Origin of the sequence: Paenibacillus sp. FSL L8-0436 (genome assembly GCF_038593025.1) — a bacterium.
In the GTDB taxonomy this organism is placed as follows: Bacteria; Bacillota; Bacilli; order Paenibacillales; family Paenibacillaceae; genus Paenibacillus_AQ.
In genome coordinates, this window is the sequence record NZ_CP151955.1 from 1,424,011 (window position 1) to 1,445,231 (window position 21,221).

19 protein-coding genes are annotated in these 21,221 nt (G+C 48.8%); 17 read left to right on the forward strand and 2 right to left on the reverse strand.

Features of this window, described 5'->3' with window-relative positions; all coding sequences use genetic code 11:
* The first annotated feature begins 1 nt into the window (after position 1).
* From NSS79_RS06585 to NSS79_RS06595, 3 genes are read left to right on the forward strand one after another with little or no spacing between them, the layout of a single operon-like run.
* A complete protein-coding gene (locus NSS79_RS06585) occupies positions 2–1,060 on the forward strand; it encodes a TadE/TadG family type IV pilus assembly protein (RefSeq protein ID WP_342438736.1) in 1,059 nt (352 codons plus the stop codon).
* A gap of 25 nt (positions 1,061–1,085) precedes the next feature.
* A complete protein-coding gene (locus tag NSS79_RS06590; RefSeq protein ID WP_038587059.1) occupies positions 1,086–1,598 on the forward strand; it encodes an A24 family peptidase in 513 nt (170 codons plus the stop codon).
* 17 nt (positions 1,599–1,615) lie between these two features.
* A complete protein-coding gene (locus NSS79_RS06595; RefSeq protein ID WP_342438737.1) occupies positions 1,616–3,271 on the forward strand; it encodes a DUF6382 domain-containing protein in 1,656 nt (551 codons plus the stop codon).
* A gap of 34 nt (positions 3,272–3,305) precedes the next feature.
* Here the strand turns inward: NSS79_RS06595 and NSS79_RS06600 are convergent, their stop codons facing one another.
* Positions 3,306–4,208 (reverse strand): TIGR01777 family oxidoreductase, encoded by a 903-nt coding sequence (locus NSS79_RS06600; protein ID WP_342438738.1) that lies wholly within the window; start codon positions 4,206–4,208, stop codon positions 3,306–3,308.
* Between the two features lie 72 nt (positions 4,209–4,280).
* Positions 4,281–4,745, reverse strand: a complete 465-nt coding sequence (locus tag NSS79_RS06605; protein WP_038598797.1) for a DUF2621 domain-containing protein — start codon at positions 4,743–4,745, stop codon at positions 4,281–4,283.
* Positions 4,746–4,915: 170 nt separating this feature from the next.
* Here NSS79_RS06605 and NSS79_RS06610 point away from each other — a divergent pair, with 170 nt between their 5' ends.
* The 14 genes from NSS79_RS06610 (at position 4,916) to NSS79_RS06675 (ending at position 21,215) form a co-directional block, all read left to right on the forward strand.
* Positions 4,916–6,043, forward strand: coding sequence for a deoxyribonuclease IV (locus NSS79_RS06610; protein ID WP_038587067.1), 1,128 nt, complete (start codon positions 4,916–4,918; stop codon positions 6,041–6,043).
* A gap of 47 nt (positions 6,044–6,090) precedes the next feature.
* Positions 6,091–6,987: a formyltetrahydrofolate deformylase gene (purU, locus tag NSS79_RS06615; protein ID WP_038587070.1), complete on the forward strand. Its 897-nt coding sequence runs from the start codon at positions 6,091–6,093 to the stop codon at positions 6,985–6,987.
* 299 nt (positions 6,988–7,286) lie between these two features.
* Entirely contained in the window at positions 7,287–8,078 is a 792-nt protein-coding gene (locus tag NSS79_RS06620; protein WP_342438739.1) for a hypothetical protein, read from the forward strand.
* 17 nt (positions 8,079–8,095) lie between these two features.
* The gene (locus NSS79_RS06625) at positions 8,096–9,160 is read left to right on the forward strand and encodes a hypothetical protein (RefSeq protein WP_342438740.1); all 1,065 of its coding nucleotides are present in this window, start codon (positions 8,096–8,098) and stop codon (positions 9,158–9,160) included.
* Complete coding sequence (locus NSS79_RS06630; protein ID WP_342438741.1) at positions 9,157–10,740, forward strand: ATPase, T2SS/T4P/T4SS family; 1,584 nt, start codon at positions 9,157–9,159, stop codon at positions 10,738–10,740. The genes NSS79_RS06625 and NSS79_RS06630 overlap by 4 nt, the downstream gene beginning before the upstream one ends.
* A gap of 13 nt (positions 10,741–10,753) precedes the next feature.
* Positions 10,754–11,803: a hypothetical protein gene (locus tag NSS79_RS06635; RefSeq protein WP_342438742.1), complete on the forward strand. Its 1,050-nt coding sequence runs from the start codon at positions 10,754–10,756 to the stop codon at positions 11,801–11,803.
* Between the two features lie 11 nt (positions 11,804–11,814).
* Positions 11,815–12,684 carry a hypothetical protein gene (locus tag NSS79_RS06640; RefSeq protein ID WP_342438743.1) on the forward strand — a complete coding sequence of 290 codons (870 nt, stop codon included), beginning with the start codon at positions 11,815–11,817 and terminating at the stop codon, positions 12,682–12,684.
* A gap of 59 nt (positions 12,685–12,743) precedes the next feature.
* Positions 12,744–12,953, forward strand: coding sequence for a hypothetical protein (locus tag NSS79_RS06645; RefSeq protein ID WP_341377577.1), 210 nt, complete (start codon positions 12,744–12,746; stop codon positions 12,951–12,953).
* Positions 12,954–12,959: 6 nt separating this feature from the next.
* Positions 12,960–13,103 carry a hypothetical protein gene (locus NSS79_RS06650; protein ID WP_156130821.1) on the forward strand — a complete coding sequence of 48 codons (144 nt, stop codon included), beginning with the start codon at positions 12,960–12,962 and terminating at the stop codon, positions 13,101–13,103.
* 15 nt (positions 13,104–13,118) lie between these two features.
* The gene (locus NSS79_RS06655) at positions 13,119–13,499 is read left to right on the forward strand and encodes a hypothetical protein (protein ID WP_342438744.1); all 381 of its coding nucleotides are present in this window, start codon (positions 13,119–13,121) and stop codon (positions 13,497–13,499) included.
* Positions 13,500–13,519: 20 nt separating this feature from the next.
* Complete coding sequence (locus tag NSS79_RS06660) at positions 13,520–14,017, forward strand: hypothetical protein (protein ID WP_342438745.1); 498 nt, start codon at positions 13,520–13,522, stop codon at positions 14,015–14,017.
* Positions 14,018–14,546: 529 nt separating this feature from the next.
* Positions 14,547–15,137, forward strand: coding sequence for a hypothetical protein (locus NSS79_RS06665; protein ID WP_342438746.1), 591 nt, complete (start codon positions 14,547–14,549; stop codon positions 15,135–15,137).
* A gap of 1 nt (position 15,138) precedes the next feature.
* Complete coding sequence (locus tag NSS79_RS06670; protein ID WP_342438747.1) at positions 15,139–17,415, forward strand: hypothetical protein; 2,277 nt, start codon at positions 15,139–15,141, stop codon at positions 17,413–17,415.
* Complete coding sequence (locus NSS79_RS06675) at positions 17,409–21,215, forward strand: hypothetical protein (protein WP_342438748.1); 3,807 nt, start codon at positions 17,409–17,411, stop codon at positions 21,213–21,215. Before NSS79_RS06670 ends, NSS79_RS06675 begins: the two co-directional genes overlap by 7 nt.
* Positions 21,216–21,221 lie beyond the last annotated feature (6 nt).

A 21,221-nucleotide genomic window follows, 5' to 3' on the forward strand; every position in this document is an offset into this window, starting at 1 on the left:
AATGGAGCAATGGCGGAGCCAAACCAGACAGCGGGATGAAGGCAGCATGGTTGTTGAAGCGGCTATGGTTCTCCCCATGTTTTTGCTGTTTGTCCTGTTCCTGATTTTTATCGTGCAGATGACCTTGTACTCTACAGCCTTGCAGAGCACAGCTTCTGATACGGTCAAGGTGATATCGGCCCACATGTATCCGGCGGCACTAGCTGCGCAGAAGTGGGGGGAAGAACAAGGAGCAGATAGCGGAACGGCAGGTCAGCCGGCTGCAGCAGGAAGCACTGGTGGAAGCAGAGGAAGGGAAGCTGATGCAGCTCCGCAAATCAATGCTGGCACAGAAGGAGGAACGTCCCCGTTATCATCCGGGACTTGGAGTATCCCGCGCCTGTCGCTTGAGCAATGGGGTGGAAGCTTCGCCGCAGACCTTCCTGAGCCCTTGAACGAGTGGGTCAACGCTGCGATACAGCGGGGTGAAGGCCCGCTTCAGGAGCTTCAGGCGGAGGCGTCGCAGTCGGTGCTGGATCTTGCGCTGAAGCCAATAATGAAGCCTTATCTCTCATCTGACTGGCTGGATTATGAACGGGTTCATGTCTCCAATGCCATTATTCCGGAGCTGAAGAAAGGTGCACGTCCTTATTTTGGTCTCGTTGTCAGCTACGAGCTGCCGATGAAGGTCCCCTTTCTGAACCGGAGCATTGTACTGGAGGCAAGTGCGGTGGAGCGGCTGTGGATTGGCGATACCGGAGAAACAGGGGCAGATGGAGACAGCGGTGCCGGAGAAGAGCAGCATTCCATTGTAGTCCTGGCGAAGCCGAATCCGGGGGTGGCAAATCACCAGGGCAAGATCCGGGTTAAAGTTCCGCCAAATGCTTCGGCGAACTTGTCGATATTTTATAAAAGCGGCCAGAGCACGGCCAAATATCTGGGCTGGAAGCAAGCTGATGAAGGCGGTTATATCGAATGGGAATGGAAAATCGGCGTGAATACAACACCGGGTTCCTGGCCTTTTGTAGTCCGTTTGGATGACGGTACATTCCTAGAGGCGGCATTTACGGTTGTGAAATGAACATGGCGGAAGAAGGATGTTATGTATGACGGAATGGGCATTTTGGGGTTGCCTGCCGTTTCTAACGGCGGCGTTAATAACTGATATCCGGTGGATGAGAATACCAAACTGGATTTCAGTCTCTGCACTGACGACAGGCCTGCTTGTGCAAGGCATAATGAACGGCTGGCACGGATTGCTGTTTGCTGCCTGCGGTGCTGGAGTTGGCTTTACATTGCTGCTGATCCTGTATGTTATGGGCGCTGTCGGAGCTGGAGACGTTAAGCTTTTTGCAGGAATAGGTGCATGGACGGGCGTGCTGTTCACGCTGCAGGTCATGATGTATTCTATCTTATTCGGTGCTGTAATCGGCTGGATGATTGTCTTGTGCAGACGGGAGGCAGGAAGGAGGATTCGCGGTATTGTCAGCAGGACTGCCGGATTTCTGCTGCTGCGTAATCCAAAAATATTAAAGGCTGGGAACGGCAAGGAAATGCTCAGGTTTCCCTTTATGCTGGCTGTAGTTCCAGGGTTCATTTGTACATATCTCTACTTATAGATTGGAGGTGAAGCTTGATGTTCGGATTGAGCCGCGATTTTGTGCAGCAGGACGGTATCTCTATGCTGCTCGGCAAGCCGGATGGATTGTCTGCGGGCGAGCTTAATATGGTTCAGGCCCGGATGCTGATGAACAGCGGCATTCCGTATCACCTGCGGCTGCTGCTCAGAGAAATTGATTTGCAGGTGACCTTGGAATATTCCCTGTCCCGCCGCAAAATGCTCAGCCATTTGCTGAAAAGCGACAGGCTCAGCATGAACGATTTTTTCGGGCTGCTGCTGCAAATTGCCCAGGGAATGGAGGAAGGCCGGCTGTACATGCTGCGGGCGGAGCAATATGCGCTGCATGAGGATTACATTTTTGTAGAAGGTCCGCTGAACGGAGGAAGAGTCTACTTGACCTGCATTCCTTTGCAGCAGCCTGCAGCAACCACGAAGCCGGGAGAATGTTTGAGGTCTTTGATTATGGTGATGATGGCTTCGGTAACAGAGCTTGCCGGAAGCGGTGTGCAGAGACTGCTGCAATATTGTGGAGGAGAGGATTTTACTCCTGCAGGCTTAAGGGATTTGCTCTCGGAGCTGCTGACGGTGATTAGACCTGTGAATAATACAGAGCTGCCGGGAGAAATCCAAATATCTCAGGCAGCAGTGCCGCCGGGTGCAGAGAGACATATTCAGGAGAAGGCAAGTGCACGTGAAGCAGGTAGACCGACAGCTCTGCCAAGGCGTTCGATATATGGGGGAACCGAGAATGCAAACACTGCAGACAATGCCCAGCAGTATGAGCCTCCATGGAACAATGACTTGCCAAAACTTAAGCGGAAGGACGAGGAGGAGGAGACAAAGCCGGATAAAGCGGGCAGTGAGCATCGTCTTTCTTCCCAGTCCTCTGCTAACAGAACCTATGTTGTACTCGGTGGTGTTTTGGCCGGCGCGTTGTTATGGAAGTTCCTCTATTTAAATAGTCCCAAGCCGTTGTGGCTGGCAGTTTGCGCAATAGCAACGTTAGTATTGGGTGGATTTTGCTGGTTGGTCTGGAGTGAAAGGCTTGTGCTCGGAGGGAGCAAACCAGAGGAGGAGGAAGAAGGCGAAGTGGATGCTGCGGACAAAAGCTGGAGGTCCAAGCGGGAACTGGAATGGGATTTTGGCAGAAATCCGGTAACTCCAGTCCGTACTGAAGCTCCTGTCAGAGCTAGTCCGCAGCTGTCTACAGCTGCAAATGCTGGTGTTCCTGCGGGCATACAAAGAACTGAAGTGGAGATGGAGGGGCGCAGCAGGATTAAGCCGCCGGTGGCTGTAGCCGCGACGGCACTGCTCTCCCGGGAGAATCTTTCAGAGATAAGGCCGGAGGTAAAGCCGATATCTGCCTCTCCTTATCTGGAAAGATGCGGTGAGGATGAAAGCGGACCAGCAGAAATCATTGAACTGAACCGAGCCAGCTTCATTATCGGCCGCTCGCCGGAGGTAGCCCAGTATGTAGAGAAATCAGAAGGCGCATCGAGAGTGCATGCCGAAATCTCCAAGAGTCCTGAGGGGTACATCCTGAAGGATCTGGACTCCAGGAACGGCACCCTTTATCAGGGAGAAGCCATGATTCCTTATAAGGAGTACCCGCTGAACGAAGGATCTGTTTTTACCATTGTAAAAGGGTCTTATACGTTTCATTCGCTCTAACCTAGGAGAAGCGGGCCGATAGCAGATCTATACTCTATTCTGATTTCAGCTGTTCCAGAGCCGGCTGCAAGGTCGGATAAGTAAACGTGAAACCATGCTGAATGGCTTTGGTAGGGAGCACGCGCTGGCCTTCCAGCAAAATTTCCGACAGTTCACCTACAGCTGCTTTTAATAAAAACGCCGGAAGCGGGAACCAATGCGGACGATGATATACTTTGCCGATCATTTTGCCGAAAGCCTCATTTGTAACGGGATTCGGGGCAGTCGCGTTGACAGGGCCTTCTATTCCGGGAGTCTGGATGCAGAAATCGATTAGCCGGGACATATCGGCAAGGTGAATCCAGGACAGCCACTGCTTGCCGCTGCCCATTCTGCCGCCAAAGCCCAGAGCATAGGGCAGCTTCATTTTGGGAAATGCTCCGCTCTCGTTGCCGAGCACAACTCCGGTCCGCAGTTTCACCAGCCTAACCCTTGTATAAGCTTCATCCGCGGCTGCTTCCCAGGTCTTGACAACCTCAGACGGAAAGTCCATTACATGTGCGGGTGAGGCTTCGTCAAAAGTATCGGCCAGCGATGTTCCGTAAATGGCAACAGCGGAGGACTGGATCACTACCGGGGGCTTATGCTGCAGCGTATTCAGCAGCTTGGCGGCTGCGGCAACGGTTTCAAGACGGGATTCCATAATAACTTTCTTTCCCCTTGGACTCCAGCGCTGGCTGAGCGAAGCTCCGGCCAGATTGACCAGTGCATCTGCACCTTCAGCAGAATCCGGATTCTCTGAAAGGCTGTCCCAGGTAAGGTAACTGAGTCCCGGATGTATCATTTGGGTTTTGGGCAGCTTGCGTCCGACGATGATGATTTGATGTCCGGCCTGCAGCCAGTATTCTGTAAGCTCTTTTCCGATAAAGCCGCTGCCGCCGCAAATTACGTATTTCATAGGGCAATCTCCGTTTCAGGACGTCCTGAAGAGACGTTAGTGGTATATCTACAGCAGGAGATAAGCGGATTGTTACTTGATTAAATGCCGGTAAGGGGAGTAGTCGATGCCGTTCTTTTCAAGGAAGGTGATAAGAAACCGGTTATCACGCCGCGGGGTGGCGACAATGTAGCCTTTGATGCAGTGCTCGCGGGTGACTGCCGGAGCATTGCTCTCTACCGCGATTTTACCGATCTCTGCAGCAATGGAATGTTTGGCAATATCGCGGAAAGGTCCGGGCACCGGCTGCACAAGCTGATCCAGGAAAGCCTTCGTCTCGTCGCTCCATAGCGGACGGCTGCGCTCGACCCAGTAATTCTGCCAGTCCAGCTTGGACTTGCCGTCGGCTTTGGGCAGCACCTTCAAAAACTTGCGGAACATGAAATAGCCGCCGATGCACATGCAGCCCAGCAGCAGAAAAGTCCAGAATGCGATGGAGTTCATAAACCAATTGCTTGGTATTGCGGATAATAAGCTCAAGTCTGATTTAAAAGACATGTATACACCGCCTTTGACAATGATGATTGTCACAATCCTTAATCTCTTCTAAAGTATAGCGTATTTCCACAGTTTTGCGAAGCGAAAGACGTCCGCTGGAGCTTGCCTAGATTTATTTTCCCGATCACGGTAGAATAAGGGTTAATTCGTGAAGGAAAGAGGGAAATGGCATGCTGAAAATAGGTTCACATGTGTCCTGCGCGGACAAGGGTCTCCTGAGCGCGGCCAATGAAGCAAATGAGTACGGTTCAAGCTCGTTTATGATATATACAGGAGCTCCGCAGAATACACGCCGTAAGCCGATCGAAGCGATGTACCCTGCTGAAGGGAAGCTCGCTATGCAGACTAACGGAGTCGAGGAAATCGTTGTTCACGCTCCATATATTATTAATTTGGGTTCCTACAAGGAAAACACCTATCAATTGGCGGTTGATTTCCTGCAGGAAGAAATCCGCCGTACCCATGCACTTGAGGTCAAGCATATTGTATTACATCCCGGAGCGTATACCGACAAGGATGCCGAGTACGGAATTCAGCGTATTGCCGATGGCCTGAACGAGGTGCTTGGCGGTACGAACGAGACAGAAGTACACATTGCTCTTGAGACGATGGCCGGCAAAGGAACAGAGATCGGCCGCAGCTTCGAGGAAATTGCCTCGATCATTGACAAGGTCGTACATAATGAGCGGCTGTCCATTTGTCTGGATACCTGTCACATTCATGATGCCGGATACGATATCGTTGGCGATCTTGATGGTGTGCTGCGGAAGTTCGATGAGGTGATTGGCCTGAAACGGCTTGGCGTAGTCCACATTAACGACAGCAAAAATCCGCGCGGAGCGGGAAAAGACCGCCATACCCCGATTGGGTCTGGCTGGATTGGCTTCGAAACGATCAATAATGTGGTTCACCATGAAGCTCTGGCAGGTTTGCCGTTCATTCTGGAGACCCCTTGGATCGGGAAGGACGCCAAGACACTTCGCCCGATGTACGAAGTGGAGATTGCTCTGCTGCGCGGCAATGTGGCTGAACGGTTCGGAGCAGAATTCCTGCAGGAGGTAGAAGAGCTGCATGCTTTCTTTGCCAAACAGGAGCTGGATTCCCGCAAGTATGTGCTTGATGTGTGGGAACTGCTGAAGAATGATGCCAAAGCCAAAAAGGCTGATCCGCGTGAACCGCTGGAACGTTTATATGATAATATCGCTTCTGCCGGATTGTTCCCGCAGCTAAGCGAGGAAGCCATCAATCAGCGTTTGATCGCCTGGCTGGCCGGCAGACAAGTTCTCGTGAACGCTTAAGCTAAACTACAGATTGCGCAAGTAGATGAGAGGATGGACAGGGGATTATGGAATTACATGTGAAAAGAGATCATTCATCAGGCGGACAATACCCGAACCGGGCACGTATGCTCATTTCTTGTCCCGACGGACCGGGGATTGTTGCGGCTGTATCGCATTTTCTATACCAGCACGGAGCCAATATCGTGCAATCCGATCAATATACAATGGACCCGGATGGCGGAATGTTCTTTATGAGAGTGGAGTTTGACTTGCCAAAGCTGGAAGAACGTCTGGAAGAGGTACGGTCCATCTTCGGAGGGGTCGCCGAGCGGTTCAAGATGGACTGGCAAATTTTCAATGTAAGCCACAAGAAGAAACTGGCGATTTTCGTCTCCAAAGAAGATCATTGTCTGGTAGAGCTGCTCTGGCAGTGGCAGGCAGGCGATCTGGATGCCGATATTGCGCTTGTTGTCAGCAACCATACCGATATGCAGTCGTACGTTGAGTCTTTCGGTATTCCGTTCCATCATATCCCGGTTACGGCGGATACCAAGATGCAAGCAGAGAAACGCCAGCTGGAGGTCATCGGTGATGATATTGACGTCATCATTCTGGCCCGCTACATGCAGATTATCTCTCCTTCATTTATTGAGCATTACCGGCACCGGATCATCAATATCCACCATTCCTTCCTGCCGGCATTTGTGGGTGGCAAACCCTATGCCCAGGCCTATCAGCGCGGAGTGAAGATCATCGGCGCTACTGCCCACTATGTGACCGAAGAGCTTGACGGAGGTCCGATTATCGAGCAGGATGTGCAGCGGGTCAGCCATAGCGATGATGTGAATGAACTGAAACGTATTGGACGCACCATTGAGCGGGTTGTTCTGGCCCGTGCGGTCAAATGGCATATTGAGGATAGAATCCTTGTTCATCACAATAAGACAGTAGTATTTAATTAATTGAATTCATCCGGTGAAAGCCAGAGTGTAATATCGCTGCCAATCCTGTCCCAATGGGAATACCAACTGTATTGCTAGTGTCATTGACGGCAGTATTGGCCTGGCTTTTACCGGAATCCTTTCTCCAGCCGGGAACCTTTATCCTGCAGTTGCCTCTAGATTTGTTACCTCATATGTATAATCTAATAATCTTCTTATTCTCAATCAGGTAAAAAAGCATTTTACCAGCATTTTGGCTACGTATGCCAAAGTGCATTTTGTCATGCGCAAATGACCGTATTTCAAAGGAGGTAAATCGCTTGGGATCACAGCGGGGACATCTGTTAAAACGAAATTATTTCTTCGCCTTTCTTATACTGATCATTGGCTTTGGCGGTCTGCTTGGCTATGATCTCTATTTCAAGCCGTATGTGCTGTCACAGACAGTAGTTAAGGTGAAGGTGGCTGAGGGTGGTTTTTTACCCAAAAATTATGAGCTGAAAGTGGGAGATCTCTACCTGGATTCTGTCCAGACCAAGGATATTCCCTCAGGGGTCATTACGGAAGTCAGCCAGGTGGAACACAAGATAACTAATGTGAATTTGATGGACGGCAGTATCCTGACGGAATCGCTGGTCGATGTCAGTGATTTGGAGCCGCAGCAGGATGAAGGGATTTTCCCTATTCCGAAGGAAGCTATCTATGCGATCAATGGATCGCTCCGCAGCAGGGACAAGGTGGATATCTATCTGGTGGAAGGAGATCCGCCGGATAAATCCGAAGCCGCCCCTCCTACTGCTGCCAATGCATCCGGAACTCCGGCGTCCACCACAGGAGTCAAGCCTGATCCATCGGCAAGCAACTCAGCAGATAAGGCAGTCCAGCCGGCTGAACCTGCCCGTCAGGTTTTCCTCAGCGGTGTCACTGTAAACTATGTCCGTACAGAGGATAACAATGATGTGCTGGATACAGAGAAGGGCAACAATAACAACCGCTTTACTTCTACGGGCAAGGTTGCGACGCCGGAACTGAAGCTGAAGAAAAGCGACGGTGAGCTGCTGGGACAATATTTGGAGCAAGGCAAGAAGCTATGGATTGTACGAGTTGAGTAGAAAGGAGGAAGGCAGTCTTGAAAATTTTCAGTCTCGGTATGGATCAGCTAACCATTAACGAAATCAAGCTTGCCGGGTTCACCGTCATCACACAAAGTGTATTGCCTGAAGCACAACATGCCGAGGGGCACATGCTGATGGTAACAAGCGAGCAGGTACCTGTTGCAGCCTTAAGCGGACTTCGCCAAGGATATCCGGGTTCAACCATTTTATATATGTATTTGCAAAAGGGAGTCCGCGGCTATCAGTCTATACATATGCTGTGTGAGAGCCTTGGCATATTCTTCATTCCGCCCCGCTCAACATCATCGGCGGTGGTGGAGAAGCTGCGGTACATTCTGGAGGAGGAACACGAGGAGCGCGGAAATCTGGTCGGCTTTTTCGGATCCGGTCCGGGCATTGGCTGTACAAGTGTGGCCAAGCTGTTCGCCAGGAGGATTGCGGCAGCAGGACTGCGTGTGATTTTGCTCGGTTTGGATTTGTATGATCCAGGCTATGATCCCAAAACGGCCGTAAGTCTGGACAGGCTGCGGCCGCGTATTACCGGCAAGATGCTCCACCCCGAGGATTTCGCAGGGTTGGTTAAGCAGGAGGGATATAGCTATTTGCCGGGCAACTTCGATTACTTAAGCGCACAGGATTATCAGGAGGAGGAGATTGAATATTTGCTCACGGAAGCCAGGGCGAACGCAGACCTGGTGGTTGCCGATTTTGGCTCCATTCCTGAAAGTGCCGCGTGGTACGTAGGAATGCAGAAATCAGTGCTCCGGATGATCGTAACCCATCCCAAACACGAATATCGTCTTCAGCCCCTGATGGAACTGGCCGGACACATGGATCTCTATCCGCAGGACTTCCAGTGGATTATAAACCGCAGCAATGTCGAAGAGCTGACTTCGCCTAAGAATCTGGCGCTGCGGTTCGGCAGTGAGATTTTGTTTGAGCTGCCGTATTATCAGCCTTTTCTGGAATCACTGCCGCTTGGCAAAAAGGAGCTTCAGCAGGTAGACGACAAGGTCCACTCCCTGTTGGTTAGTCTTGGACTGGCGCAGGAAGCCCGAAAGAGAGGGATTTTTCAATGATCGAATACCGGGAAGAGATGTGGCAAGCAGAACAGAAGCCGGGCCAGAAGCAAGATCACAGGAAGCTGCAAGGTAACCTGTACCCTCGTCCGTATACGGGAGGCAATAGTCCGTCCGGTCTTGAGCCGAATAACCGGCACAGTTATCTGGACTCCCATCGGCCCTTCTCGCTGAAGCAGAGTCTGCTTCGCACCAGCAAGCCGGGCAAGGAGGACTTTTATAGCTTCCTGCAAAAGATGAAAAACGATATGAACACCGGACTGGAGCGGGAGGATGACAGCTATTTTGAGCTGAATGGAAAGGCGCTGATCGGTGATCCGCAGGCGGTTAGCTTTTTTATGAACGAGATCGAGAAATACTTGCGCAAAACACCGTTCACCGGCAAGCTGCCGGAGGCATACCGGACCGCGGCAGAGGCGCTTTTTCATGAATGGAAGGGCTTTGGGCCAGCCTACCGCTGGTTCACGGACCGGGCTTACAGCGAATCTACCGGGCTGCAGATGATCGGTAAGCAAATTTTTTATAACCATCGCGGGAAATTTGTGCCTTACCCGTATGGAATGCCTTCGCTTGACCGGGTCGAGCAGCTGAAGCGCTCCCTGCTGAAAAGTGATCCCAACAAAAAGCTGAACAAGGACAATCCTTCGGTAGAGTTCAAAATGGATGATCCGCTCTGGCCCGGACGGTTCATCCGGCTCGCGATCTGGGTGTCGCCAAGGGTGTGGGACGGTTTTACGACCATCTCGCTACGCCGCCAGGTTGTGGAGTTTCTGGATCTGGAGGATCAGGCCGGTACGGAATGTATTCCTGCCGAAGCAATTGAACTGATCCGGGCGTTAGCGGGCACGTTCCGCAACACGATTATTGCCGGGGCAGTGGGTTCGGGCAAAACCACTTTTGCCAACACGATTGTCGGGGAGCAGCTGCTCGGTTCCACCTCCTGCATGGGCGTGGTGATGATCGAGAAACATCCGGAGTCGATTTTGCCGTACCAGATTAAAGGTCACCGGATCATTCCGATCCAGGCTGCCAACGAAGAGCTGATGGAAGTCGGGGTGGAGTCGCTGCGGCATGATCCCAATATCCTCTATATGACCGAGATGCGCTATAACGAATGGGAGTTTTACCTGTGGAGCGGGGAAAAGGGCTATGACGGCATCACGGGAACCTTTCATACGGTGGATTCGGAGGATATTCCTTATCAGGGCGCTTTTGCCGTATCCACACGGATCGGAGGCAGTCTGAAGGGACATCTGATCTCCGCGCTGAAGTCCTGTGAGCTGGTGTTCATTCTGGAAAGCGTTCCGGACGGGAAAAAGCGGCTGGCGCGGATTTCCGAGGTTTTTTATGAAGAAGGCAGCAATTCGGTGTTTGCCAATGATCTGTTGCGCTGGGAGGATGAGAAATCCGCCTGGAGCTATAATGACAAGCTGACAACAGGCCTGATGACCAAGATGAAAAAGAAAAATCCGCAGGCGACACGTCTGCTTCTCCATGAACTGGGGCATTTGGCCGCCATGAAACCGATGGAAGGGCCGCTGAAGGAAAGCCTGAAATCGAGGATTGTGTTGAACGAATGAGGGGGCGGAGCGTGTGGAGCTAATCTTTTATATAATCCGCTTTGCTCTTCATGTGCTGGTTGTCTGGGGCATCTGGCTATTGGTGAAGCCGCTCGTGGATCGGCACTTGCGGGAGTTCGGACAAAAAATAGACTATCGGATGAACCTGAGGGTCAGTCTTTTCGGCAAAAAGGTCAGCGGGATCAAAAAAAGAATGTGGCTGTACCGGCATCTGGATGATCTGCTGTATTTCTCACACCGGAAATATGAGCCTGGCCTCAGTGTCATGCGTTTCTCCATGCGGACGGTCTTTCTGTTCACAGCGGTTTTCTTGTCCGGTTTGTTGACGTTAAAAGAGCTGCCGGGACAGATGAGCTTCAGTAATCCTTTTTTGGAGGGGATCAGCTTCAATGAACGGCTACCGGTTAAAGGTGCTTGGCGCCTTCCGTTATTTGTGGCAGCAATCTCGGCGAGCGTTCCCTATTTGCGGATGAGATACACCTATGCCCAGAGAAAAGTGCGCGGAAGCTACGATTTGCTCGATGTCATCAAAATTGCTACCAAATTCACGCATTTATCAGTAGATGCTATTTTGTCCAGAACGTCTGATTTCCTGACTGAAGATAATGTGCTGAAGACCCCACTACGGTTACTGAGCGGGGCATTCGCTAATTACAGCAATGAAAGTGAGCTGAATGAGGAAGCAGCCAGATTCTCCGGGGCGATCGGGACAACCTTCGCTGTAGAATTCGTGTCGGACCTGCTGTATTGCGAGAAGGAAGGCACCCGTTATTTAAAAAGCTCGCTCATGATGCTGAATCGGTCCATGGAGCAGCAGCGGGAGACGATTCTGACGGTAAAAGCCGGGAGCAGGGATGCAATCAGCCTGGGGCTGTACGGCAACCTGATAGTGCTCGTATCCTCTGTCGGAACTTTTATTTACATGCTGAAGCCTGATGTTTATTTTAAGCTGCAGTTTGAAACTTCAGTCGGCATTATTTTTCTGACGATCATTATCTCCGGGCTTTTTATTTCTTTCATCATTAGTACCATTCTCGCCAGACCCAAACTGGACTACCACTAAGGTGATGAACTATGGATAGATTATTGCTATTAATCTCAATACTTGGTGTTGTATATCTCTCGCTGTTGGTCTTTGTGAGCAGCAGCAGCAGGCAGGAACGATATGTTCACCGGTTAGGCGTGAAGTGGAAGGCGCTGGGGGAACGTGTGCAAAATGAGCGGCTGCAGCAATTACTGCATGGCAGCGGCCTCTCGATATCTGCAAGGAAAATCACACTGTTTCGTTATTCGGCGGCATTGATTTATTTAGCAGCTCAGGTGACGGGTGATTTCATCCGCGCAGTTCCCTTTTCCATCTATGATTTGCTGATTGCTTTACTGATTCTGCTCATCACCAGTCCGCTGCGTTATCTGCCTTTCGGCTGGCTGCTCGCTTGGCTGCATCAGAAAGCACTGATTCATAAAGACGGTGAACTGATCTCCTTCATCCGCCTCTACGAGAACAACCGGCTGCGCAAGCGGGGGTACATGCAGTTTGGTGCCTTCTGTGCAGGAACGGCCAGCCATTTCCAATACATCCGCCAGGATTTATATGAGCTGTCCGAACGGGCAGTCGATGAAGGGAACGAGCGGGCGATCGAATGGTTCTGTGGTAAATTCCCAGACGGTCATGCTTTTATCAACGATATCCGCTCAATCCTGCTGGCCACGGAGGGGATGGATGATGACACGGAAGCGGCGAACTATTTGCGGGAACAAGGCAAGATCATCACCAAAATCTCCAGTGATCAATATCTCAAAAAATGGTCGTTTATCGGCGACGTTTCCACCATTATCAACGTGATCCCGTCGCTTGCCACTTTCCTGATGATCGTTTCGCTGGCCATGCAGTACATCATGCTGATTAAGGGCAATTTTAACGGTGTGGGGATGTTTCAGTGAGGTTTTTGTTATATTCAAGCATCAATATAAAATATACAATTAAAAGGGAGATATTAACAATGAAAAAAGACGCTATTTCTACTGGACTGTTCATCGCTATCGGATTTCTCTGTGTTGCCATTGTAATTGCCATTTTGGTTCCTTTAGTACGTGATGTGGTCTCTAAGGCAGATGATAACAGACCCGATATCCCCGGTGTAACTATGCTTCAACCTGCCCAGCCGGGGCAAATGGCTTTGGGTGATATTTTACCCCATCAAGTGGGCTAAGACGATATGAAAAAAGACTCCATTTCAGTCGCTATGTTTCTGGCTATCGGTTTTGTGATTGCGGGGATCTTTATTGCGGCAGCAACAGACATCATTGGCGGAAGCCAGGACGATATCATTACACATACCAAGCAAGTGGAGCAGTATTAAAAGGGGGCGTTAAGTTTGAAGGCAACCGTCCTCCGCGCTTTGTTTATGTGGCTTGTCTTATTCATCATCCTGCAGCCGATCTTTACGTACATCGATTATTTGCTGGATTTGCAGGTCAAAGCAAACACCTCCTATATTACGCAAAAAGCGGCAACAGAAGGCATGGTTACGACTTCCTTGCGAAGTGAGGTCATTGCGAACCTGAAGGCAGTTGGATTTCCTGAAGCTTCAATTGCAATCACAAGCAGCACGACGAGTGTGCAGGAGCGCAAACAGCGGCTTGATGTGTATGTGACCGCACCGCGGATGAACCTGTTTCCCTATAATTTCTCAGGCATGTCTCAACCGACACGTTATTATGGCCATGGATCGATCATGAGTGAGTATCTTGACTGATTAAGGGATGAATCTAATTTATGGATTATATTATTAAGCTGGCCTTTGTTCTGCTGATTTTTATTTATTCCTGGTTTTTTCAGATTCAGAATCAGGAGTGGGACATGCTGCGCAGTATGCTGAAGGATGCCAACAATATGGCTGTCCACGATGCATCACAGCAACTGAATGAAGCCGCACGGGCACAAGGCCGTCTGATCATCGACCCGGCTGAAGCTTACGCTACCTTCCGGCAGTCGCTTCGGATTAATCTGGGCCTGGATGGCGGCCTCTCCCCCTTGGCAGGCAGCAGGCTCCAGACACAGGTGAAGATTGTAAAGTTCGACATTGTGGATGAATCCACCGGAGTGAATTTTCCGTTCCTTTACGAAGACAGCGCTCATGGCATCGCCAAATACATACAAGGCCCCTCGGTCATCGCTGTTATCGAGACCAAACATCCGGTGCTGGTCACCAGAGCTAAAGTTCAGGAGGCCATTATTGTACCGGCGGTGCAGGAGTATAAGCTGAATGAGTGATTTTGTCAGATGCAAGATATCTGCTATATCAGTTGACTAAAGGACTGGCTAGAGACTAAAGCAGTGGGAGGGTGGAAATGTAAGAGCGATAGCGACCGCCTTTGTCTCCGGATTTCAACCGCAAAATCGGTATAAATCAAGAAATCCGGAGACAACAGCGTAATCGGTAAGTACAAGATCAACGAACAGGCTGAGGAGAAACTAACCAAGTTCAATTAGAGGAGACGTTAACCTTGAAAAAAGATGCTATCTCAACAGGATTGTTTATCGCTATCGTTTTCTCTGTGTAGGATCGTAATCGCCATCCTTTCTCCCGTCGTACATGACGTTATTAATGATACGGATGATAACAGACCCACAATACCCGCTGCTATGCATTTTGAGGTGATAGATTCGTTGGATAGGGAAGGCTATTTGACAGCTTAACCAGAATAAGACTATTGATGTCTTATCCAGGTCTCCCAAAGGTATGATTATCGATCCTGTTAATAGATGCATTACTAAATATGAATATAAGGGGAAATTCAAAATGAAAAAGACAATGATTAAAGCAGCTTTAGCAGGATCGATGTTGTTTAGTTTGGTGTTGGGGGAGGTCGGTGTTACAAACGCAGCAGCAGCAAAACCGGCAGCTACAGCTGCTCCAGTTGTAAGGGACAACCTTTCAAGTTATGGTCTGAAAAAGGATATCGAACTGCCGGTGACTGTTACGGCTGGGGGTTTTAGTTATACGCTGGAGAAAATCATGATAATGGAAACAAAGTCGGCCGCAGCTCAGGCACTGATAAAAAAATACGGTTACGCCGGTGATCAGAAATATTTCATTTGGACAAAAATCACCATTGCTAATAATAGCAAGGCAGTTGTGCAATTTTCTTCGAAGGATTTAAGTGATAAATGGAGTCTCCATTTTGGAGAAGAAGCTTATACCTCTATGCCAAGTAGAATGGCTGATCTTAAAAATAATAAAGAAGCTTTGTGGACTTGGAATTTGTCTCCGGGACAAAAGCTCTCAACTTATCAAGCCTATACTTACGATGCTCCCTTCGAGTGTTTTTATGTAAGGGTAGATAACAAGAGTAGTCGTGAATATAAAGATATTGTTATTCCGGTAAAATAGCATGAAAAAAACATTTGCTATACTTCTTTGCTTACTGTTATTGTTTCCTGTTTTAACACATACTACACTAGCTGCTGATACAAAGTCTGTATCAGTAGCTATCCCAACAATAACAGGGTTGACGGGTTCAAATAATAGCGGAAAGACTTTCACTTTGGATCTTCCCAGTGGAGTAACAAGCACCTCTATTAAAACAGGAACCTTAAAATATAACGGGAATAATGCAGTAGTCGGGGCAATTACTGTGGAAAACGGGAAGATTAAAGTCACACTTAAAGGTGATGAAAAATCTGAGAGAATAAATGTCACAGGTAGTAATGGAAAGTTTGTAGATAAATTTAAATCTAAAGTCGGTAATTCCATTTGGCGCTTTTCTGACGGAAAAAGGTGGCAGATTAACGACTATAAGATTGAAAGTAGATCTCAACATAGCTACAATGTTAACGCTGGTGATGCATCTGTTCCCTCTGCGTTTCCACCTAAAACAGAGGTAACAACATATTCTGAACCGGTAGATCCGAGTACAGCCACTTGGTATCGAAATAACGGAATAGATACTGTCCCTTACAGTAGCGTTGCACAGTCCAGCATTCAGATAACTCATGAAAGTATGCAGGGTGGATCAGGAACAGTCAGTAAAATTAATGATATGTTCTACAGTGTCCATTACACTACACCATCCGCTAATTTCACAATAGAAGACGTACCTGAAAGTTTCGGTAAAGGCATATGGGTGATTGGACGGTTATATTACGTTACGATTCCTTATTACTTTACCGGAATCGCCAATGTGACTTCTTACAGCTACTCTGGAAACGTATCTTTCGAATCTGGTCTTTCGGAAGGACCAACCCTTACCGGATTAGTCGTCGTTAACAAACCCGATCCCAATCCATTCAAATATGCTAATGCGGATGTGCCGGTCAATTTGACCCTAAAAGGAATACTATCGGGGTATGAAAATTCCTCTAACATCGCAGAATGGGTGTTTTATGCGCAGGAAAAAGAAAATCCAGGTACGTTAGACACCAAGAAAAGTTTTGAGAAAAGTAAAACAAGCAGTCAGGCATTTAGTAAATTTAAGATCCCAAAGATGAAAGTTGAAAACAGTACAGATAATTATCAGCAGGTTTATGAATTACGGGTTACGGTACGCTTCAGCAAGCCGATAGAGACGAAAGAGGGGATGAAAGATTTTCTCTCCGAAAAGTTAGAGGCTACCGTGGAAGTCTATAAGGGCGAACCCACTGTTAGCTTCCCCCCTAATATCGAAGAACCGCCAACTCCAAAGGGTAGGCCTCCTGTAGCTTCCATTTTTGCTAACCCTATCGTTAAAGCCGGGGATGAACTTGTCGCTAATGGCTCGGGATCTTATGATCCGGATGGAGACATCATCGGTTATTATTTCGCATCAGAGGGAGCGAATTTTGTGTCCTACTCTCAAAAAGGAGATTTGGCCACCCTGTGGTATCCCTCCGAACGAGTGGGGCAAAATTCCATTGGGCTTACGGTAGTGGACAAGGACATGATGATCGACAGTGCGGGTACCTTCGTCCGGGTCATTGAGCCGATTCCGGAGGCGCTCCTGGAGATCGGCGGGACGAAGAAGCAGAATCGCAAGGTGACGCTGATCGACAAGAGTACCAGCCCGAAGCATTATCCAATCAAAACCGATAAAACCAAAATCACCATTTCTGCGGTGGCCGGGGCTGGAGGCAGTAATGGAGCAATCAAGTATAGCGGCAGCTTAAATGGTATATATCAAAAAGATGTTCTATTTAGGGAGCCGGGGCTATATAAGGCTACCATTTATGTAGAGAACACTTTAGGGTATAGCGCAACAAACGAAGTTACCTTTGAAATTGTGCCGGACGATTCTCCGATCATGTATTTCTCCACACCGGGGAGAGTTTACCGCGATCCGCAAAAGGGGAACAAAGCGATAGTCACTCTGGATGATCTGTCCTATTCGCCTGACGGCGATATCATCAGCCGTAGAGTGTGGGAGTACCGTTTTGATTCGGATAACGATAAGAGTTTTGCTGACGAATCCTGGGTGGTATTCAGCGATGCAAATGAGCACCGGCTAAATTTGGAGCTTTCGCATGTGGGCAGATATGAGATCCGGCACACGGCATATGAAAGCTTCAATCAACCGACCATTGATGAATTTGTGACAGCAGCAGATCGGAGACATGCCGATTCATCGGATCAGCATATTGATGAGAAAATTGTGGAGGTAGTGAATCTTGGACCCGAAGGGGATTGGACATGGTAAAACGGATCGTAACTGTACTGCTCTGCTGGTTGATGGTCCTTTCAGTGTTCCCGGAAGCTTTTCCGGGAACAGCTAAAGTGAACGCCCTGGATACAAATATTATCCAATATGCAGATGTAATCATACCCGCATGGAGTGATACTTTATCTTATTCCGACGATGAATACGGAATTATAAGAAACGGTACTTTGATATTAGATGCATCTGAGACCACGATTACAAATATAACGTTTAATAAAATCACTAAAGAATTTAATTATAAAATTCTTCCCGCCCAGTATCGGGCAAGGAGAACAAGTATTTCTAGAGATATGTATATAAGAAACAAGGTTCAGTTTGGTATGTATATGGGGATTAGAGATGATCTTCCAGATTACCCTTGGTACAATCCAGTGGATGAAATGCATTTTACTACCAGTCAAGATTATCTCCCGGAAAAAAATCCACCAGAGCAAAATGAACGAGAAGTAGATACGATGGTGGATATTCTACATGATAGTCATGATCCTTTCAAAGAAACTGAAGCCGAATATCCGGGGGTCCAAAAGCGAATCGTCAACCCACCAACACAAATGGAAGTTGAGGTTTCATTGCAGAATGATGTAGCTGATTACAATCATTCGAGAACTTTTAGAATAAGGAAAGTTATGAATTTTGATCTGGTAGTGAACTCAACGCCTACTTTGTCACTCACAACACCAAGCGGCCAAACGCTGCAAAATGATGCAGGTAAAAGCCTTCTTAATGTGGAGGGCTATGTACAGGATGCGGATAATAATGATGTTACCGTTAGTGTAGAAGTCCCTAATGTGTTGTACAAGAAAATTATCGTACCCAAAGCACATAATACCAAAGCGTTTTCGATCCCTATTGATGTCCTGGAGGATGCGATACCTCCAGGTGACTACACCGTAATTGTGAAGGCGGTCGATCCCTCGAATGCTTCAGCCTCTGCTTCAATGTCCTTTAAAGTGAGGCAAAGGTTAAAGCGTAGTGCATTCGTGCTTATTAATAGCCAAATCCAGAACAGCACATCATACAGCGATTATGAGGGAGATGCCAAATACGCGGAGCGCTTTAAGTACCAGCATAATCCCGATTATTTTGACAACAGTATGGGACTGCTTGCTGATTCCGGAGCCTGGCGGAATTCGCCGTATGATTCCTTTCCATTCACCGGTTACTATGTCGTCACCTATCAGCCCAAGGATACACCAACAGCAGATAACCGATTCAGTGAATACCGGATGTGGGGCAGTGACAACTTTACGAAGCTTTCCTTCCAGGTACACCGCAAGCCGATTGCCTTATTCACTGCTAAATTAGTCGGAGGAGCTTTGCAGATCACCGACAGTTCCTATGACTCCGATCATATCTCAAGAGTGGATAAGGGGTTAACACAGCGGCAGTGGCAATATAAAAAAGGCGATGAAGAGTTATGGAAAGAGGGTACCCCTTCAGGGACGTTATCATCTACCGAAAACTATGTTATCCGCCTGCGGGTACGAGACATAGACGGAGAAAATGCTTTGGGCGTGTGGAGTGACTGGTGCGTACGCACGGTTGGCACAGCGGCGGGCAACCTGCCTCCGGTAGCACTGTTTACCGTAGAGCCGAGCACCGTTTCCTACCGGAAGGCAACCACGGTCACCGACAAATCCTTTGATCCCGACAATGACCCACTGGATACCTATCAATGGTCCGTCGTGAAAAATGGATCACAGACGGTATGGTCCTATACCGGTAGAGCTAGTACACCACCGAATATCGCCAGCTATGGAGTAGGAAGTTATCAACTGACCTTAAAAGTACGCGATAACCGCGGATTATGGTCTGAGCCTTACAGCCAGAGCGTGACGGTAATGAATCATCCCCCGATTGCTGACTTCAATATGCCTTCGGAGGTATACCGGGATACCGTTATTGCCCTAGAAAACTTGACTCCAGATCCGGACAAAGATGGTGACAACTTGTCCTATGTTTGGAAAACAGCGAACCGTGAAGGTCCATATTATGCTGTAGGGACCAATCGAAATCAGACCGTGGTCATGCAAAACATAATTCATGCGAACAGTCTTTCGCCCAAACAGTCCATTTCGGATCGATGGGAGATGAAGTTGACCGCATCCGACGGATCGCTGAGTTCAACCGTTTCCCGGGCGTTCACCGTGCTGAATCATATTCCAACAGCGAAGATTATCGGGAGGACACAAGTTTATCAGGATGACACACTTACATTCAATTCAGCGGACGTAGACGAAGATACAGCGGATCAGCACACACTTCGGTATTACTGGAATGTTACGGACAGCAGCGGCCAAATGAAGAGCTATACGACCCCGAATATAGAGGTGAGCTTTCCAGAGACGGGTACCTACCGTTTTGAGCACTGGGCGATTGATCAGATTGGAGCGAAGTCCAATATCGCCACCTTGGAGGTTAGTGTTATTCCAAACCTGCCGCCATCGCTGACACTCACCACTCCGGCAGGAACGGCAGCGAGTCCTTCCGTCATTGATGCGCAGCTGCTGGGAGATCCGCTAGTGAAGTGGACATACAGTGATCCGGAGAACGACGCGCAAGAGAAGTATTTATTAGAGTTTTATGACAAGGACGGATCATTAGTTAAAACCATTCAGAACAATGATCCCGCCGGCACGCTGCGGCAGTATCAGATTCCGAACCCGACTTTTGAGCGGTTCGTATACTTTTATCTGTACGGCCGAGCATACTCCAAAGGTTCCTGGTCGGAAATTTCGAATGAGAAGGCCTTCATCCTCGATAATCCGCCACAGCCGGGTTTCACCTTACTGACGGACACAGGACGTAATGCAGCTCAAGTGCCGATTTACCGGACGGATGTCTTGAATATACAGGATAAGGCGACAGATCCGGATATCGTGAAAGGCGACAGCATCAGTCATAAATATTATCTGAAGCCGGCAGGCGGAACGGAGAGCTTAGCCAGCGCCCAGGGCAATTTCAGTAAGCAGTTCACCACTAACGGAACCTTTACGCTGCGGCAGGTGGTCACAGACTCCCTGGGGCTGTACCGGGAATTGACGCAGTCCATCACTGTGGCCAATCGGCTGCCAACGGTGAACATTACGTACCCGACCAGCAGCAGTCAGGCAAGTCCAACGGTAGTCAACACGCTAACCCCGATTATGAAGTGGGAATACCAGGACGAGGATGGAGATCTGCAGCAGCGGTATAAAGTGCGAATCATTAATCTTACGACCGGAGCTGTGACTGTACAGTCGGGGGAACAGACTTCAAGTGCGAAGCAGTGGCAGATCCCGGCAGGAAGCCTGGCAGAAAATCAGAAGTATGCAGTGGAGGTAGAGGCGTATGATGGCTTCGGCTGGAGCAACGTGTCTCCACGTAAATATTTTATGGTCAATCTGCTGACGGTGAAGGGCGGAGTGCAGCACACAGGGGAATGGAACAAGAATAGGCAAGCTTATAATTTAAAAAAGAGCGGGAATGCGGAGAGTCCGCGAGGCTATAACATCTTTTGGGCGGGAGAGAGTTTTGTACTTGAGGCAAAAGCTACGGGTATGCCAGATACGGTTGATGTGACCATGACGGGTGGTTACACGGTTCAACTGAATCCGGTGAACAGCGACAGAACGCTGTGGATTGGCGAACTGTATGATCCTTCTTTTGAAAAGCTGCCGGATGGTCCGGTTGCGTTCACTTTTACCGCTAAAAATGAGTTTAATACCAAAACGGATACTGTGACAGTAACTATCATGGGGGAATGGACCGAATATTTTCAGAGTCACCGGATAAAATAAAAGCAA

Excerpts from the sequence above, each read along its gene's own strand:
- NSS79_RS06660 (WP_342438745.1), top strand. The coding sequence starts at position 13,520 with ATGGATTATATTATTAAGCTGGCCTTTGTTCTGCTGATTTTTATTTAT.
- NSS79_RS06670 (WP_342438747.1), top strand. The coding sequence starts at position 15,139 with ATGAAAAAAACATTTGCTATACTTCTTTGCTTACTGTTATTGTTTCCT.
- NSS79_RS06665 (WP_342438746.1), top strand. The coding sequence starts at position 14,547 with ATGAAAAAGACAATGATTAAAGCAGCTTTAGCAGGATCGATGTTGTTT.
- NSS79_RS06630 (WP_342438741.1), top strand. The coding sequence starts at position 9,157 with ATGATCGAATACCGGGAAGAGATGTGGCAAGCAGAACAGAAGCCGGGC.
- purU (WP_038587070.1), top strand. The coding sequence starts at position 6,091 with ATGGAATTACATGTGAAAAGAGATCATTCATCAGGCGGACAATACCCG.
- NSS79_RS06605 (WP_038598797.1), bottom strand. The coding sequence starts at position 4,745 with ATGTCTTTTAAATCAGACTTGAGCTTATTATCCGCAATACCAAGCAAT.
- NSS79_RS06675 (WP_342438748.1), top strand. The coding sequence starts at position 17,409 with ATGGTAAAACGGATCGTAACTGTACTGCTCTGCTGGTTGATGGTCCTT.
- NSS79_RS06600 (WP_342438738.1), bottom strand. The coding sequence starts at position 4,208 with ATGAAATACGTAATTTGCGGCGGCAGCGGCTTTATCGGAAAAGAGCTT.
- NSS79_RS06590 (WP_038587059.1), top strand. The coding sequence starts at position 1,086 with ATGACGGAATGGGCATTTTGGGGTTGCCTGCCGTTTCTAACGGCGGCG.
- NSS79_RS06650 (WP_156130821.1), top strand. The coding sequence starts at position 12,960 with ATGAAAAAAGACTCCATTTCAGTCGCTATGTTTCTGGCTATCGGTTTT.
- NSS79_RS06585 (WP_342438736.1), top strand. The coding sequence starts at position 2 with ATGGAGCAATGGCGGAGCCAAACCAGACAGCGGGATGAAGGCAGCATG.
- NSS79_RS06610 (WP_038587067.1), top strand. The coding sequence starts at position 4,916 with ATGCTGAAAATAGGTTCACATGTGTCCTGCGCGGACAAGGGTCTCCTG.
- NSS79_RS06640 (WP_342438743.1), top strand. The coding sequence starts at position 11,815 with ATGGATAGATTATTGCTATTAATCTCAATACTTGGTGTTGTATATCTC.
- NSS79_RS06595 (WP_342438737.1), top strand. The coding sequence starts at position 1,616 with ATGTTCGGATTGAGCCGCGATTTTGTGCAGCAGGACGGTATCTCTATG.
- NSS79_RS06645 (WP_341377577.1), top strand. The coding sequence starts at position 12,744 with ATGAAAAAAGACGCTATTTCTACTGGACTGTTCATCGCTATCGGATTT.